Origin of the sequence: Bradyrhizobium glycinis (genome assembly GCF_016031655.1) — a bacterium.
Classification (GTDB): domain Bacteria; phylum Pseudomonadota; class Alphaproteobacteria; order Rhizobiales; family Xanthobacteraceae; genus Bradyrhizobium; species Bradyrhizobium glycinis.
Genome location: NZ_JACCHQ010000037.1, coordinates 1 through 16,474, shown reverse-complemented (window position 1 = coordinate 16,474; position 16,474 = coordinate 1). Strand labels below are relative to the sequence as shown.

At 59.4% G+C, this 16,474-nt stretch carries 12 protein-coding genes and 1 pseudogene; 8 read left to right on the top strand and 5 right to left on the bottom strand.

Annotation, left to right across the window (positions count from 1 at the left end):
• Window positions 1–28: 28 nt before the first annotated feature.
• The 5 genes and pseudogenes from HZZ16_RS33485 (at window position 29) to HZZ16_RS33465 (ending at window position 5,153) form a co-directional block, all read left to right on the top strand.
• The gene (locus HZZ16_RS33485; protein ID WP_197954714.1) at window positions 29–1,039 is read left to right on the top strand and encodes a branched-chain amino acid ABC transporter permease; all 1,011 of its coding nucleotides are present in this window, start codon (window positions 29–31) and stop codon (window positions 1,037–1,039) included.
• Complete coding sequence (locus HZZ16_RS33480) at window positions 1,026–1,760, top strand: ABC transporter ATP-binding protein (protein ID WP_197954646.1); 735 nt, start codon at window positions 1,026–1,028, stop codon at window positions 1,758–1,760. Before HZZ16_RS33485 ends, HZZ16_RS33480 begins: the two co-directional genes overlap by 14 nt.
• Entirely contained in the window at window positions 1,753–2,448 is a 696-nt protein-coding gene (locus HZZ16_RS33475; RefSeq protein WP_197954645.1) for an ABC transporter ATP-binding protein, read from the top strand. The genes HZZ16_RS33480 and HZZ16_RS33475 overlap by 8 nt, the downstream gene beginning before the upstream one ends.
• A 77-nt stretch (window positions 2,449–2,525) precedes the next feature.
• The gene (locus HZZ16_RS33470) at window positions 2,526–3,782 is read left to right on the top strand and encodes an amidohydrolase family protein (RefSeq protein ID WP_197954644.1); all 1,257 of its coding nucleotides are present in this window, start codon (window positions 2,526–2,528) and stop codon (window positions 3,780–3,782) included.
• 151 nt (window positions 3,783–3,933) lie between these two features.
• A pseudogene (locus tag HZZ16_RS33465) lies at window positions 3,934–5,153 on the top strand (substrate-binding protein).
• Window positions 5,154–5,214: 61 nt separating this feature from the next.
• On the opposite strand, the gene HZZ16_RS33460 reads toward HZZ16_RS33465, so the two are convergent.
• Window positions 5,215–5,997, bottom strand: a complete 783-nt coding sequence (locus HZZ16_RS33460) for an enoyl-CoA hydratase-related protein (RefSeq protein ID WP_197954641.1) — start codon at window positions 5,995–5,997, stop codon at window positions 5,215–5,217.
• Between the two features lie 707 nt (window positions 5,998–6,704).
• Here HZZ16_RS33460 and HZZ16_RS33455 point away from each other — a divergent pair.
• Window positions 6,705–8,030, top strand: a complete 1,326-nt coding sequence (locus HZZ16_RS33455) for an MFS transporter (RefSeq protein WP_197954639.1) — start codon at window positions 6,705–6,707, stop codon at window positions 8,028–8,030.
• Between the two features lie 120 nt (window positions 8,031–8,150).
• Window positions 8,151–10,787 carry a CehA/McbA family metallohydrolase gene (locus HZZ16_RS33450; protein ID WP_210342712.1) on the top strand — a complete coding sequence of 879 codons (2,637 nt, stop codon included), beginning with the start codon at window positions 8,151–8,153 and terminating at the stop codon, window positions 10,785–10,787.
• A 143-nt stretch (window positions 10,788–10,930) separates the two neighbouring features.
• On the opposite strand, the gene HZZ16_RS33445 is transcribed toward HZZ16_RS33450, so the two are convergent.
• The 4 genes from HZZ16_RS33445 to HZZ16_RS33430 all read right to left on the bottom strand — a co-directional run bounded on the left by HZZ16_RS33445 (window position 10,931) and on the right by HZZ16_RS33430 (window position 14,989).
• Window positions 10,931–12,022: a LacI family DNA-binding transcriptional regulator gene (locus HZZ16_RS33445; protein WP_197954637.1), complete on the bottom strand. Its 1,092-nt coding sequence runs from the start codon at window positions 12,020–12,022 to the stop codon at window positions 10,931–10,933.
• Between the two features lie 820 nt (window positions 12,023–12,842).
• Window positions 12,843–13,043, bottom strand: a complete 201-nt coding sequence (locus tag HZZ16_RS33440) for a hypothetical protein (protein ID WP_197954635.1) — start codon at window positions 13,041–13,043, stop codon at window positions 12,843–12,845.
• A gap of 359 nt (window positions 13,044–13,402) precedes the next feature.
• Window positions 13,403–14,305 carry an NAD(P)-dependent oxidoreductase gene (locus HZZ16_RS33435; protein ID WP_197954633.1) on the bottom strand — a complete coding sequence of 301 codons (903 nt, stop codon included), beginning with the start codon at window positions 14,303–14,305 and terminating at the stop codon, window positions 13,403–13,405.
• A gap of 3 nt (window positions 14,306–14,308) precedes the next feature.
• Complete coding sequence (locus tag HZZ16_RS33430) at window positions 14,309–14,989, bottom strand: HAD family hydrolase (RefSeq protein WP_197954631.1); 681 nt, start codon at window positions 14,987–14,989, stop codon at window positions 14,309–14,311.
• Window positions 14,990–16,260: 1,271 nt separating this feature from the next.
• Here HZZ16_RS33430 and HZZ16_RS33425 point away from each other — a divergent pair.
• A partial coding sequence (locus HZZ16_RS33425) for a transposase (protein ID WP_197951284.1) occupies window positions 16,261–16,474 on the top strand: 214 nt, incomplete at its 3' end.

Below are 16,474 nucleotides of genomic sequence, written 5' to 3'. Positions count from 1 at the left end.
CGCCATTGACGCTGCTGCTTCGACCGTCATGGCATCTGCCTTCGCCGGGCGAAAGAGGGTGCTTCCGATTCTCGAAGTGGCATTGCTGATCGCCGCTTCGATCGCACCGCTCGTGCTGAAAGATTACATCACTGTCTATGCGACACGCGTGCTCATTCTCTGCCTCTTCGCGCTGTCGTTCGACCTGGTGTGGGGCTATGCCGGGATCTTGAGCCTGGGCCAGTCGTTATTCTTCGGCATGGCCGGCTACGGGGTGGCGCTGCTTTCACGCGACTTCGGGGTCGGATCGATTTTTGCCGTTCTTCCGGCCGGAACCCTGATAGGTCTTGTGGCGGCATTGTTGCTGGCAGGCTTCCTGCTGCTCGGCCGTCACCCCTCCAGCGTAGTCTTCGTCTCGCTTGGTACCATGACGGGAGCTTACGCAGCGGACCGGCTGGCGCGGGGTTCTCATTATCTTGGCGGCCAGAACGGTATTCCTTCCATCCAACCGATGACAATCGGCTCCCATGAATTGAGCGAGGGGCCGGGTTTTTACTACCTGGTGCTCGCCATCTTGGTCCTGATCTACCTTCTGTCGCGCTTTCTGTTGCGATCCCAATTCGGACTGGCGCTGGCGGGATTGCGCGAGAATGAACAGCGCATCGCCTTCTTCGGGTACAAAGTACAACACCTGAAGGCGATCATTTTCGCGATCAGCGGCGCCATCGCAGGGACTGCCGGTAGCCTCTATGCGTTTCACGAGGGGTTTGTCTGGACCAACATGCTGGGTGTGGTCATGTCGACCCAGGTCGTGCTCTACGTTCTGTTCGGCGGCTCCGGGACATTGATCGGTGCGGTCATCGGCACCGCGATCATCGAGGGCCTCAGCTTCTGGCTCTCCGACAACTATCGCGATATCTGGCCGATCATTCTCGGCGGTTTGCTGTTGCTGGTCATTATGTTCCGGCCCCTCGGCTTGATCAGCCTCGTGCTGGGCGAGCGGGAACGTGTAGGTCATTTCGGGCCGAGCCTGAAGGAGACGCGCAATGCCGCTCCTTGAAGCCATGGGCATCTCCAAGGTGTTCGGTAAGCTCACCGCGCTGGACGGAGCGGCGCTCACCGTCGGCGAGAGAGAGTTTCATGGCCTGATCGGGCCGAACGGCTCTGGCAAAAGCACGCTGATGAAGTGTCTTGCAGGTGCGCTAGAGCCGACACAAGGCAAGGTGACGTTCATCAATACCGATATCACCTCTTTTACGCCGCCAGAGCGTGCGCGAGCGGGCATGAGCCTGAAATTCCAGATCACCGCCGTGCTACCGACCCTCACGCTTTACGACAACATCCTGCTCGCGCTACAGGCCCGGTCCTCACTGCTGGACCTGGCGTTCTCGCGCAGTCGGAGACGGCTGCACGAGGAGGTCATGACGATGCTCCTCCAATTCCGGCTCGCCGATCGCGCCTTTGATGCTGCGGCCACCCTGTCTCACGGGCAGCAACAATGGTTGGAGATCGCGATGGCGCTCGCATGCCGGCCGCGCCTGCTGCTGTTGGACGAGCCGACCGGTGGCATGAGCCTCGAGGAGCGCCGCGTCACGGGCGAGTTGCTGCAGCCGACCAAACAGCATTGCTCGCTCGTCATCGTGGAGCACGATTTGGATTTCATCCGAGACATTTGCGACCGCCTGACCGTCCTCGATCAAGGCAAGGTGTTGGCGTCAGGGACGGTTGCCGAGATCCAAGCCAACAGAAGCGTCCAGGAGATCTATTTGCGCCGTGCCTGAATTCCTCGATATCAAGCATCTCGACGCCGGCTATGGACGCAGCCAGGTCTTGTTCGGCGTCAATGTGGCCGTCCCATCGCGCGGCGGTGTGGCCGTCCTCGGCCGCAACGGCGCCGGAAAGAGCACGCTCATGAAGGCGATCGTGGGTGAACTGCCGGCATGGAAGGGCGGCGTGCAGTTCAACGGCCAGGACATCGATCGCCGACGCACCGAAGAGCGGGTGCGGGCCGGCATTGGATACGTGCCGCAAGAGCATTCAGTGTTCGCGCGCCTCTCCGTGCGCGACAATCTTGCCGTCGGATCGCTTTTGCACCGCGATGGATCGACAATGGACCGGGTGATGAGGATGTTTCCCAAACTCGGCCACAGACTGGATCAGCCGGCCGGAACGCTGTCCGGTGGCGAGCGCAAGATGCTCGCAATCGCCCGCGCCATGCTCGGCGCTCCTAAACTCCTCCTGCTCGATGAGCCGACGGAGGGTGTCTGGATCGGGGTCATCGAGGAGATCACCGAGCGCTTGATGGAGCTGGCCAGAGAGATCGCGATCGTCATCGTCGAGCAACATCTCGATCTCGCATTGCGTGTCGCGGAGCAGGCCTATGTGCTCGATCGCGGCCGTGTCGCGCTTTCAGGCCCGTCGCAGCAGCTGCGCGAGGACCCGCGACTCCTGACGTACTTGGCGCCGTAGAGGCGTCCCCCGGCCGCCTTCACAGTCCGAAGGATGGCGGTCTTAAGTTCCTTGCGATGGCCGAACGGAGAGCGACGATGTCCAAAACCATGAACGAATTTCTGAGTGCGTGCCCAGTCGTCGATGTCCATGAACATCACATGCCTGAGGTCGCACACAGCCGGGACGTCAATCTGTTGAAGCTCTTCCAGCAGAGCTATGCGGCGTGGACGAGCAACGTCCTGCCATCCGAGCCCAAGGCGACGGGCGATATGTTATCTACCCCTACCGAGCCGACCACCTGGGAAGCCCTTGTGCCGTTCCTGGAGAGGAGCGGTTCCAATGCATTCGTTCGCAACCTCGCCGGCGGTATTGCCGAGCTTTACGGCATCACTGACACTGGGATCACGCGCGATAACTGGGAGGCGGTGGACGCCTCCGTGCGCTTGCGCCACACGGAGGCGACATGGCCGGGTGAAGTCATCGCCCGCGCCGCCATCGAGCGGATCGTAACGGACCCTTTTCTCGATCCGTTGATGGACCCGCGCCCCCGTCTTGGGCAAAACTACGATGCGGTCCTGCGGATCAATGCATTTGCCCTCGGCTGGCACGGCGAATCCCGCGATCACAATGGAAATTGCGCCCATGCGCTATTGCGGCGCCTCGGCATGGAGGTGAAAACTTTCGACGATTATTGCGATGCCATCCGCGCGCTCGTAGGCAGCTGCGCCCGGCGCAATCACGTTGCGCTCAAAAATGCGCTCGCTTATGACCGGGATCTCAGCTTTGACGAACCGAACGAGGAACTGGCTCGGCAGGCCTGGGGCCAAAGGTCTCCATCCCCTGCGGCGCGCAAGGCTTTCTGTGACTTTATCGTCGACTTGTTTTGTCAACTCGCAGGCGAAGCCGACCTGCCAGTCCAAACGCACCTTGGAACGGCGATCATAAGCGGCTCCCACCCCCTGCGCATGACCGGGTTGATCGAGCGTCATCCTCGGACCCGCTTTCTGCTGATGCATTTGGCCTATCCGTGGAGCCGTGACTTGTTGGGAATGGCGTTTGTGTACCGGAATGTCTGGCTGGATTTATGCTGGTCTCTTCTGCTCAGTCCGTCCCATTTCAAGCTGGCCCTGCACGAGGCCATTGAAGTCTTGCCGGACGAAACGCGAATGATGATCGGAGGAGATTGTCTTCACGTTGAGGAGACATTTGCCGCGATCAAGGGCGGACGCCGGCTCATCGGCGAGGTTCTGAACGAAAAAGTCGCGAGCGGTTACTTTCGCTTCCGAGACGCAGAGCGGCTGGCGATCAGAATCCTTAGCGAGAACGCGAAAGAGTTTTTCAGACTGTCCTGAACGCTGCCATTTGTTACGCGATTTTACCCAAACGCGAGCGGAAGAGGCTGCTTGAAACCAAAAAGGACGGATAGCTTCCCGGCTACCGCGCCCCCCGGGAAAGAGCAGGGCGCGTGATTTATTGGCCATGAGCCAAGGGGAGGCCAGTTCGATGTTGAATGATCACCGGCAACTCAGCCGCCGCCGCTTTCTCGGCAATTTCGCCTTTGCGTCCGCCGCCATTGCGGCCGGCCCGGGAAGTTGGGTGATCCGACCCAATTGGGCCAACGCTGCCGAAGGTCCGATCAGGATTGGCATTGCCACCGACCTGACCGGGGCACTCGGCTTCGCCGGCAATACCGACGCCAATGTCGCGCGCATGATCGCGAGCGAGATTAACGAGAACGGCGGTCTATTGGGGCGCCCCATCGAGCTCCTGATCGAGGATACCGCGTCCAACGAGTCCGTTGCTGTCGGCAACGTCCGAAAGCTGGTTCAGCGGGACAAGGTCGACCTGGTGCTCGGCGGCATTGCGAGCTCGATGCGCAACGCCATCAAGGACATCATCATCTCCCGTGGCAAGACGCTCTACATCTATCCGCAGGCGTATGAGGGCAGGGAGTGCACGCCCTATCTGTTTTGCACCGGGCCGGTACCAGCGCAGAATTGCGACAGGTTCATTCCTGGTTGATCAAGAACGGTGGCAGACGCTTTGCGCTGCCTGGCTCCAACTACGTCTGGCCGCAAACAATCAATGCCTATGCGCGGAAGGTAATCGAAAGCAACGGCGGGGAGGTGGTGTTCGAGGAGTATTACCCGCTCGACCAGATCGAGTTTTCATCCACCGTCAGCCGCATCACGTCCAACAAGGTAGACGTGGTGTTCAACAGCGTGATCCCCCCGGGCGTCAGCTCGTTCTTCAAACAGCTTTATGAAGCAGGCTTTTCCAGGAATGGGGGACGGCTGGGCTGCGTCTACTATGACGAGAACACGCTCGAAATGAATCAGGCTCACGAGATCGAAGGCCTCGCCAGCAGCCTCGACTATTACAAGGCGCTCGCGGTCGAAGATCCGGTGAGCGCCAAAATTCAGTCAGCCTACGAAAAGCAGTTTCCTGGCAAGTTCCGGTTCTCAGCAGGCAGCGCCGCGACGGGCACTTATCGAGGACTGAAGCTCTGGGAAGCCGCAGTGAGGGAGGCCGGTACAACTGACCGCGAGGCCGTCGCTGCCGCGCTCGACCACGCCAAGATTGCGCAAGGGCCTGGCGGGCCGGCGGAGATGGTGCCGGGCAAGCGCCACTGCAGGATGAACATGTACATCGGCCTGGCAAAGGCCGGCCAATACGAAGTCGTGGCCCGTAGCGCCGGCCCGGTCGAGCCGAAGGAGTGTTGAACGCCGCATCTCGCGCGGGCGAGCTTCGCACGCGAGGTCGCGTGCAGGCATATGCGGGTGGCTAGGTCCCGCGATAGTTCGGCGACCTCTTCTCAAAGAAGGCGTTCATTCCCTCCTTTTGGTCAGCCGTAGTGAAAGCGTGACGTATCGCTTGCCTCTCGAACTCGAGCCCGGCGTCCAGCGTGGTGTGAAACGCGGCGAGAACGGCCGCTTTGGCAAGTTCAGCCGAACGGGGAGGCTTTTGCGCAATCAGATCGGCTATTTCGAGGGCACGACTCTGTGCCCGGCCGCTTTCGACAACTTCCGCGACAAGGCCTGCCTGCATCGCCATGCGGGCCGTAATCGATTGGCCACTCAGGATCATCAGCATGGCCAGAGATTTGCCGGCCACACGTGTCAGCCTCTGCGTTGCGCCGTCGCCGGGCAATATCCCGATGTTGATCTCAGGCTGCGCAAATGTTGCCCCTTCACCTGCGATCACGATATCCGCGAGCAGTGCCAGTTCGTGGCCGCCGCCGAAGCAAATGCCTTCGACCGCGGCAATGAGTGGCTTGGGGAAATTGGCAATGTCCCGCCAGGCAGAACGCCGGGCGGAATTGTCGATTGCCTCAAAGCCGCGTTCTCGCATCTCCTTGATGTCGGCTCCGGCAGAGAAGAACCCATCGCTGCCACAAAGCACGATACAGCGGACATTCTCATCGATTGCGGCACGGCGCAAAGTGGCGCCAAGCTCCAGGATCAGCTCGTTGCTCAAGGCGTTTCGTTTCGATGTCCTATTCAGCGTCAAAAGGCGGACGTGGGACGGCACAGATGTCGAAAGGATGAGATTGGACGTCTCGGTCATGGAGCTATCCTCCGGCAGGAATATGAGAACCCGTTAGACTGAAATCGATTTCTTAGCAACGAGCCTTTTTTAGAAGCTCCGGTTTTCGCTCGTCTAACTATTGCAGCGCTGGCTGAATACGCTCAGTGCGGCTGGACAGCGAGTGGTGAGCTGAACTGCTCCTCAAATGCGGCTTGACTTACAGTTCCAACTGCGTATCTTAATGAAATCGATTTCAGAAATAGTTCCAGAGCCCGTCCAACAGTTCGGGAAACCGCGATGTGCGGCTGGCGAGAGTGGGCTGCATCTGAGCGAGTTCATTGACGCTGCGGCGCCTCTTGTGACGCCGCGCTGTCCAAAGAAATATCAACTTCTTCAGAAGCGCGCTTAGGGCATCAGGAGGAAGGCTGGCCATGGGGATGGCATGGGATCTGGCGCGCGATTCATGCAAGCCGCCGTGCAAGTCGCTAGCAGCGATGGAAGCGTCCTGCGCGACTGACGTCGCGCAATGGCTGCTCGTGAGGCGAGGCCCGCAAATAGCTGAACCGAGGCGGGCTTACCGCCAGCATGCCAGCGACCTTTTGCGCCTGTGCTTTCGCGGGTCGGCCTGCTCAAGGCCGCCGCTCTCGTAGACCCGGCCCCGCCGGGAGCAGTTGAGCCGACGAGCGGCTGTTCGTTCTCGACCAACCCGCAACACCATCAACGTCATCAATAGAACCCGAGGACCCATGAACATTGTTGCTCAGCCCAGCGCTGTCTCCATCCAGCTTGACAATCCAGTTGCGAACAGACGGATGACCGCGGGCCTCGGAGGAGGCGTAGCTCTGGAGTGGTACGACTGGAATATCTATGGCGCGATGGCGGCGTTTCTGTCCCCCCACTTCTTTCCCTCGGATGATCCGACGACCTCGCTGCTCGCGGGACTAGCCGTATACGGGGCGGGTTTCTTCGCGCGGCCCCTGGGTGCGGCGCTGCTGGGCCCCGTCGCCGATCGCATCAGCCACAAGCGCGTCATGCTCATCTCGGTCACGGCCATGGCGGTTTGCTCGCTATTGATCTCCTTATTGCCGACCTACAAGGACATCGGCGTCACGGCGGCCCTGGCGCTGCTCGTCATGCGACTGATTCAGGGCCTTGCTACGGGCGCTGAAGCGGGTGTCGCCAACGCCATCGCGATCGAACTGGCGCCGCCGGGGCACGAGGGACGTTTTCTTGGTCTGATCGGAGGCACGTTCATCCAGCTGGGGAACCTCGGATCGAGCCTGGTCGCCTTCCTGGTGAGTGCCTCGGTGGCTCCCGATGTGATGCGCGAATGGGCTTGGCGCATACCCTTCGCGGTCGGTGGCGTGCTGGGTCTGTTGATCATCTATCTGCGCACGGCGGTGCCGGAAACCTTGATCCATCGGGCCATGCATCGGCAGGATGAGTCTTCGCGCATTCAAGAAACCACGGGCGGGGTGTGGAAGACTCTGTGGAGCGTGCGGCTATCTCTGCTGACGGTCATCCTCGTCATCGGGTCGATGCAGATTGCCAATTATGCCTGGAACGCCGGTCTGCCCAACATGGCCAATACAGTGTTCAAAGAGAACAGCACCTCTGTGTACGGTATAATGACATTGATGGTCCTGATCTGGATGCTGTCCGCGCCGCTTATCGGCGCCTTCGCGGACAAGGTACGGCCCTCGCGCGCGTTTACGCTGCTTCGGCTGCTGCTGATTCCGTGCTTCTTCCTGACACTGCTCTACTCCGAAAGGAGCATCTCCACGTTCTTCTTTGTCACGGTGTTCGGCGGCGCCATTGTGGGCTTCAACATGGCGCTCTACAACTTCATCGCGACCACCTTGATGCCGCGTGCGGTACGGACAACGGGCGTAGCTCTTGGTTATGCACTCGGTGTTTCGCTGTTCGGCGGAACGTCACCCTATCTGATGGTCTGGCTGCAACGCGAGCAAATTGCCTGGATGTTTCCCGTGTACGGCTCGTTGGTCGCGCTGCTCAGCGTCGTCGTCTACCAGATCGCCAAGAAGCGCGGCCGCGTCTACATCGGTGATTGAAGGTGATTTGCCTGATGCATTCCCTGCACCAAGGCAGACGCAAGCCTTTCTTGTCCGATTCAGTCGCTCGCGGCGTGGCTTGCTCACGGACCGGCGAATTCCTGAACTGGAGTCCAACAAATGAAGACGCCTTCATCGCCGCACTTCACGCCCGTGGATTTGACTTCGTATTTCAACACGAGGCGTGCAAACGCCGGTGAAGGTTTCGCTAGCCGCCCGGGCGACACTGGCTGGATCGATTCGCTTCGCGGGCTGAAAACCCATCGCGGCATGCCCTTTCTCTTCGGCAGCGGTACAGGGCCGGATGTGCTGGAGCTGCGCCCCGGGGCACCCCCTGTCGTCATCGCATTGCCGCCGAGAATGGCGAGCTATGTGCTATTCGCGCAAGTGGCGGCAGACCGCCCCAGCTCAAGCCCGCAAGGTTTCGGGGAAATCGGCCCGGCTACGCTGCCTGTGGAAGGTAATCCACTCGGCGATCTGGTCGCGACATACAGGCTCCGCTATGCCGACGGAACCGAGACCGACGTGCCGGTGCTGCGCCGGTTCGCGATCCAGCAGAACCACATCTCCTGGGGTGCGAGTGCGTTTGCTGCCCTGCCGCTACGGGCCCCCATCGTGCACGCGAGCACCGGGGAGGACTTTGTACTCGGCAGAGCGCCGGCTGCGAGCTTCTTTCTGGGCGAGGCCCGCACCGAATCGGGGCGCATGGATCGGCAAGGCGAGAACCTCTGGCTTTACGCGCTCCCGAACCCCTATCCGGACAAGGCGCTTTCGGCGTTAAGTTTGCGCGCGGAACAGGAAATCTCGCTGGTGTTTGCGGTGACCACGACAAAGCTCACCCAGCATCCGCTGCGCCTGCAGGGCCGCCGCAAGCTGAAGCTGCGGCTGCCGCCCGGGATCCATCTGAATAAGCTTGGCGAGCTCGATGTCGACGATCGGAGCGAGCAGATCGGCATGGACCTCGGCACCGTCATCTCCGCCCGCGCAGTGCTCGAATACTCCAGAGCGGATTGGCTCGACGCCAAAGTTGATGTGCAGCCCGTGCGCTCCGGGAACGAAGTCATCGTCGAGTACTCCGCACATCCAGACGCAAGGCTCTATCTGCGCTTCGACGATGGCCGCTTGCACGTCTTCGAGCTTCGATCGTTGGAAGCTGCCGGCGATGCAGGAGCCGCCTCGCTCAATGTGACCACGGTCGAACCGGACACAAGACCGGTCAGGATCCGCATCGTGGAGAAGGGCAGCGGCGTGCGTGTTGCCGCGCGCCTGCATCTCCATGGTGCGCACGGGGAGTATCTGCCGCCCAAGGGACATCACCGCAAGGTCAACACAGGCAGGTTCGAAGACTTTGCCGGCGAGTTTGCCAATGGGCTGAACCAGTACGCCTATGTAGACGGCAGCTGCGAGGCGGACCTGCCGCTGGGGCCCGTCTTCGTCGAGATCTGCCGCGGTTTTGAGGTGCGTCCGTTGCGCACCATCGTCGAAATTACTGCGACTACCGACAATCTCACCTTTGAGCTCGATCGTGTGCTGCGCTGGCGTGAACAGGGATGGGTGAGCTCCGACACACACGTCCATTTCCTGAGCCCGCAGACCGCATTGCTCGAGGGCAAGGCGGAGGGTGTCAACGTTGTCAACTTGCTCGCGGCACAATGGGGCGAGCTATTCACCAACGTAGCCGACTTCGACGGCCGCACGACAATCGGGGCAAAGGATTTCGGAGGGGATGGGGAATTCCTCGTTCGCGTTGGCACGGAGAACCGGATGCAGGTTCTGGGACACATCTCTTTGCTCGGCTACGAAGGCGAGATGATCAACCCGCTCTCTTGTGGAGGGCCCAACGAAGCTGCGATCGGCGATGTGCTGGAAGCGGCCATGGCCGATTGGGCGGAGCGCTGTCGCCATCAAGGGGGATTGGTCGTGATGCCGCACGCTCCAAACCCGCAAGCCGAGCGGGCGGCCGATATTGTGCTCGGTCTTGTTGACGCTATTGAAATGATGTCGTTCAACCCGCGAACGGCACAGATCAGCGCGTTTGGCCTGGCTGACTGGTACCGGTACCTCAACATCGGATACCGTCTGCCGCTGGTCGCAGGCTCCGACAAGATGGACGCGGCCTCACTCCTCGGCGGCTCGCGGACCTATGTGCGGCTGGGTGAGCGCGACTTCACCTATCGCAATTGGATGGAGTCCGTGCGTCGCGGGGATACGTTCATCACCGTCGGGCCTCTGGTTGAGATGACCGTTGAAGGCCAGCGTCCAGGGAGCACGATTCCGCTTTCCCGTTCAGGCGGCACACTTGCCATCGATTGGCGCATCGAATCGGTCAGCGTCCCCCCGACACGCCTGGAGTTGGTCCGAAACGGCACTGTGGTCGAGGAGGTCCGATGCGGCAGCTTGTCGTGCAAAGGTCAGCTCTCCCTGCACATCACCGAATCCTCTTGGATTGCGCTACGCGTGCGTGGCAGTGTCGTGGGACGCGAGGCTGACATTGCGGCGCACACCAGTGCCGTTTACGTCACGGTTGGCGAGCAACCCATCTTTGCCACTGCGGACGCCGTTTCGGTCCTTGCGCAAATCGAGGGATCGATCGCCTATATGGATACGCTTGCCCCTAAGTCCAATGAAGCGCGCCATGCACGGCTGCGAGCCACGCTGGAATTTGCGCATCATCGCCTGCATCAAAAGCTACACGAGCTTGGCGCCAGTCACCACCATGCGCCTGTTCACTCCGTTCACGTTGAGCGAGAGCATTGAAACCCCTCGTGGGCCATTCGGGTCTGCGGGCGGCTGCCATGGCATCTACTATTTTCGACACCGATGGCGAATAGCACTGCGTCCCGACGGCCTCCAAGGGCCTCCTACAGACAATCAAACTACCATCTTGTCTGAAACTGCAATCAAGCGTCTCGATTGCGCCGGCGGCGGGCCGGACCTTCGCTAGAGCGTGGCGGCGCGCTCGATGAGCGCATGACCAGCCGGTAGGGCAGCAGGACCCTTTGGGGAACCGGGCCTCCGCCGATGGCATTGATCAGATAATCGGCGGCTCCTCTGCCGATTTCAGCTGCGGGAACACTGACAGTCGTGAGCGGGGGGTCCATTTGCGCCGCGAGCTCCACATCGTCAAATCCTGTGATGGAAAGCGCGCCCGGCACGATCAGCCCCATTTTGCGAGCCTCTGCCATTGCACCTATGGCGAGCGTGTCGGTAGTGCAGATCACCGCCGTCGTATCAGGGTGGTCGCTCAGGAGTTGACGAAGAGCGCTACGGCCCTGGGCGAGCGAATAATCGGCCTTGATGACCTGGGTCGGCTTGAGCCGAAGCCCGGCGTCGGAGAGCGCACGCTGAATTCCCTCGAGCCTGGCACGGGACCTGTCGTTAGAGGTTGCAACAACATTGGCGATCGCGCCGAACCGGACATGTCCTAGCCTCAGGAGGTACTCGGTCATCTCCCGGGTGGCGCTTTCGTTATCAATCCCGATCGCAGGGATGCCGCCTGCGGCCTTGGAAACATAGGTCGTGATGACGGGTACGCCGGCCTGTTCGATCAGGCTCCTCAGTTCACGTCCATGGGAGCCTCCAACCAGCACGATTCCATCGATGCCGCGTTCAAGAAGGCTCTGCAGTTCCTGGAATTCACGCCGTTGGTCATACTGGGAGTTCGCAATGAACAGCGTGTAACCGCTTTCGCTGAGGCGGTTCTGCAGCGCCTCCACCCCTTCCGCAAAGATGCCGAGCGCCAGCGTCGGGACGATAACACCGACAGTCCGCATGCGCCCCGATTTCAGCGCCCGGGCGGCGCTATCGCGCGTATAGGACAGATCATTGATATGCCGGATGACCCTGTCGCGAAGTTCCGGCCGCACGATATCGGGGTGGTTGAGAACGCGCGAGACGGTCGCCGGCGAAACATTCGCCCTCCGGGCGACGTCCTCGATCTTCACGCGCGGTTGCTGGCGGCCCTTCGGGTCGATGACAGGTTTCTTGTCCATCTGCTCTGGTCAATCGGGAGAAGGAGATGGTCTCCCGCTCGAAGCTTTAACCATCCCGAGCGCCACCTCCTCAAGCCCCGAATACGAGCGATACCGCGCAATCGATGCCCTCTCGGTGCAGATTGCATTGATGAGCTGGTCCATCGCGTTCAAAAACTCTATTGATCCACTTCACTCCGCGAAGGATGAAGGCCCGATTTCAAAACCGATTTTCAGAAATGAAGTAATATGATACCGTATCCCGAAATCCGAAGGCGCAGGGGGGCGCGCTCGGCAGCATTCTCTTTGCGGATAAAGCGCGCGCGTCGGCTCTTAAAGCGCGAGGTCGCTTCAGGCTATGTTCGATTCGCGCCTCGGACTGATACCGTTGGGCGTGAATGGCGAGGAGGCGAGTGCGGTCGGAGCCTCGGAGAACAGCGTCAACTCGCTCTGAGCAACAAGCCTGCTCTATTGAGCGGCAGAGGAGCTTGATGATGCCCGGATGGAGGAGATTGCCGACGCGCATATGCGACGCGTCCTGGAGATCCACGTGCGGCCGGAATTCGGTCATCCAGTCCTCCACGCTCGACCCGCGCACCGGCAAGGTTCTCAGAACGCACAAGGATACAGCGATATCACGGGGCCGGGCGCAGGGTGGCGATGCTTTACAGCGCTCACGCCGCCATGGTTCGCTCCGAAGAGCCGTTATGGCGCGAATACGCCGTTCGAGTTCTAAACTGGTGGATCGACCATGTCCCTGCGGATCTCATTGCCTTCTGGAATTTCGACGGTCCGGCGATCCTAGCAGGGATACCCCAGCCACTGCTATCCGCACTTGGTTCTAGGGAAGGCGCCAAGTATCGAGCTTTTGCGGGGCAGACAGTAAAGCAGCTGTTGCAATACCTGACACCGATTGCACCCGATGATCGGCACCCCGCCTGGAATGCTCACAGGCGGCTGCTTCACCAGAAAAGCGATCGTGCGCGATATCGATGCGGCCCAGGACGTCGAGCTGATCTTCGGAAGCTAGTTCCTGTTTCAATGCCTTGCTATCCTGACGGACCTGGTGCCGCCTGGCCGGACCTAATGCGAAGGCGCATCTCTCCCGCCGTTACTGCAGAACCCGTAGAAGCAGCGAACAACATCCTGAATCACAGGCTTGCGAACCATTCCATACGTCGAAGTTCGAGCTCATGCCCGTTATTGACCGCTATGCGAGCCGTAGGGCGATCAATGATGGACGTAGGTGGGAAATTCACGACCCCGGCGATCCCACCCCTATTGATAGGTTAGCAATCCCAGCAGGTGAAGGAATCGATCATGACCATTGCGGCATATACTTGAAAAACGGCCTTGTTTTCGGCCTGCTCGAGCGTGATGGCTCGGCATAGACCAAGCCGCTCACGATCGAGCCAAATGTGGTAGGGTCAGTTCACCTTTGCCAGTGACGACGGAGAGGTTGAATTGCTGCGCGGCAGCGTCCAGGACCGGCACGGAAACGGCGCTCTCGCGCGCTAGGCGCACAGCACACTGGATATCCTTTGCAGCATTCGCAATCGAAATTGCAAGTGCATCTCGTTTCTCACCTAACAGGAAGGCGGCGAAGGCTTGGAATATTCCACTGTTAGTAGCTCCGCGACCAACCAAAGAGCGAAGCGTTACAAGATCTATCTGAAGGCTATCCGCGAATTGGCAGACCTCAGCGGCGACGGCAGCTATACCCATAGTCATGCTGTTGTAAACAAGCTTGAGCTTGTGGCCGTGTCCGACGTTTCCAACATGCAGAACGGTCTCGCAAAACGCAGCAAGAATACGTTCAGCGACAGGAAAGAGTGCTGGATCCGATCCAACCATCGCGTTGAGAAGGCCGAGCTCTGCTTGCTCAGGGCTCCGTGTTACCGGAGCATCAATAAAGCTTAGACCGCGTCTTCGCGCCGTATTCGCCAATGCAACGGTCGAGGCAGGATACGAGGTCGTGCAATCAATTATCAAGCCTCCTCGGCACATGTGAGCAAACAGTCCATCGTGATCGAGGCACACCGTCTCAACTTCACGGCTTGACGGTAAGGATAACAGCACGACACTTACATGCTGTGCCAACGCAGCGATCGATGTATGCTCGCGGGCCCCCGCGCCTGTCAGGCGATCAGCACCTAAACGATTCTTGTTGACTTTGATGTGGAGCTCGCGCTGGTGACGCAACAGGCTGATGCCTATGCCAGTTCCCATGCGCCCTGCTCCGATAAGCCCAATGCTCTGCTTGATCGTTTTATCAGCTGCGTTGGCTGATGATCCTTCGCTCATGATTTAGCATTCCGAAAAGAAGCCATGCCCTTGTAGGATGGGCAACAGCTCGTGATGGTTGTTGATCGTGTAATCTGGACACGCGGCTTGCAGGCGCTTCGTCGAAACAAATCCTCCGGTAATGGATATGCTTGTAAGCCCGAGATTGCGCGCAATATCAATTTCGACGGGCATATCGCCGATGATAAAGGTCGACGACGGATTCAGGTTGCATCTCTGCATATAAAGGCGAAGCCGCTCTCCTTTACTCATGGATTTGTACTGGGTGGCGCGGCTTTCGAATGCGAGCACATCGCTGATGTAGTCATCGATTCCAAGTCTCCTCAGCTGGGACTGTAGAGGCGCGACTATGTGGTTGCTAACAATGATGAGTAGAGCGGATTCTCGGCGCGCTAACTCGAACACTCTGCGCGCCCCCTCACGTAAATCGGCTTTATCCGCAAGAGGCTCGTATGTGTCGTGAAACAGTGCGCCCTCGTTGCGCTCTACGGCCTCAATTTCCTCCTGCGACATTCCAAGGCTATGAAAGAGACGAGATAAGGGGACGTCACAGTGCTCTCGAAGACTGTCTATATCGATGCGCGGACGACCAAAGCGGTTCAAAATTACATTTGTCGTGTCCAGCAGCGCATACGTGTCGTCGAGCAGTGTTCCGTTCCAATCAAATACGAGAGCGGGTTTCATGATCCTGCCCCAATCCGGGATTGACAGAAAGAGCGGCCAGCAACGCTGCCAAGTTTCTGTCCGCGCGCTGGCATCCAGCGGAGGTCGGCATCTCGAAAATGAAGGGTGTCAAATCGATGTCCTCTAGCCTATCGTCGAATATCGATACTACGGAGCGGAAGGCAGATAAGTTGTTGTCGCTGCTTCGATTGCTGTCGCAATGTTGCTTTCGAGGGCTTTGAGGCCGGCAAGTCCATCCTGTGGAAGCGAAGGCATTGGGCGCGCCGTTCAGAAGGCAGTCCCTTATATTGGATCCCACGCTCTTGTATGGAAGCAGCCACTTGGACATCTGACTGCCCAGGGAGTGTAAGTATCGCAGTCATCTTCTTCAGCTGATCAACATGCGTCGATGGTTCGCTTCAGGATCAGAGAAACGCGCCGGCGAGACCGGACATATGACCACCAAAGCCGATCTAGCAGGTCGCTTCATACGCTATTGTGCCTATGAAGGCGGGAGTTCGCTTGATACTTAAGCAAGCGTCATACCAATCCCTCTGGATACAGGTTGGCATTTTCGGAGCGAGGAGAATTGAAGACGAGCAATTCCAGCCACTCAGGGAGCGTGTTCGGGCCCTCACACGTCTGTTCGAGATGCTACGACTGTGTACGAAGCGCGACACACCGGAGCGGGATGGTACGAAGAGTTAAAGCCGGCGAAAGCCCTCTGATCTTCCATTCTATGCCCTCCATTCTGTGGGCAAGCCACCAAAGCGGGTCTTTACAGACGACCAGCGTTAGAAAGAGCTCTATGCAGGTCTGATCGCGGCGCGCTGGCATTTTCGTGTTTTGTGAGTAACATTCGACGGATGATCTAGAGCGAGTGCATCGCGCGATTGCCGATGCCGACGAGCCGGGTGCTGGACAGCCGACGTGAGCCCGTCTGTGTGCGGGACAGAGTAACGAATGACTTATCGGCACCCGGCCAAGCGTTCTTGGCCAACTCACATGTCGGTGGCCGCCGTACGAACGCTTCTTCGCACACGGGTCTGATCGGAAATAGGATCACAACCCTGCCTTACTACGGACTCTCGGACGTAACGCGCCGCAACCGATTTCGCGGCGCGATATTCTCATGACTTGAGTTACGAGCTGTCAGGCGCGCCCGAAATGGCCGCCTCGCGTTATCAACCACTGCCACAAGTCGAAGTGTAAGCGTCGTTTTGATCCCACCTTCTCGTGGCGTGAAGGATAAGCGAGGTTCACGATCTCTTTGAAGGGATCGGCTCGTGTCTATGCTTGACCATACGCTTAAGTCGGATGTGGCAACGGGCCGGTTGGAGGTGATCACAGAGACCGGACGACGCCGTTGGTTCTCCAAGGACGACAAGGTCCGGATTGTCGAGGAGACGCTGGTCCCAGGCGCGGTCGTTTCCGACGTTGCCCGCCGACACGGGCTGACACCCCAACAAGTGTTCACCTGGCGGCGGCAGGCGCGCCAGCTGCCCG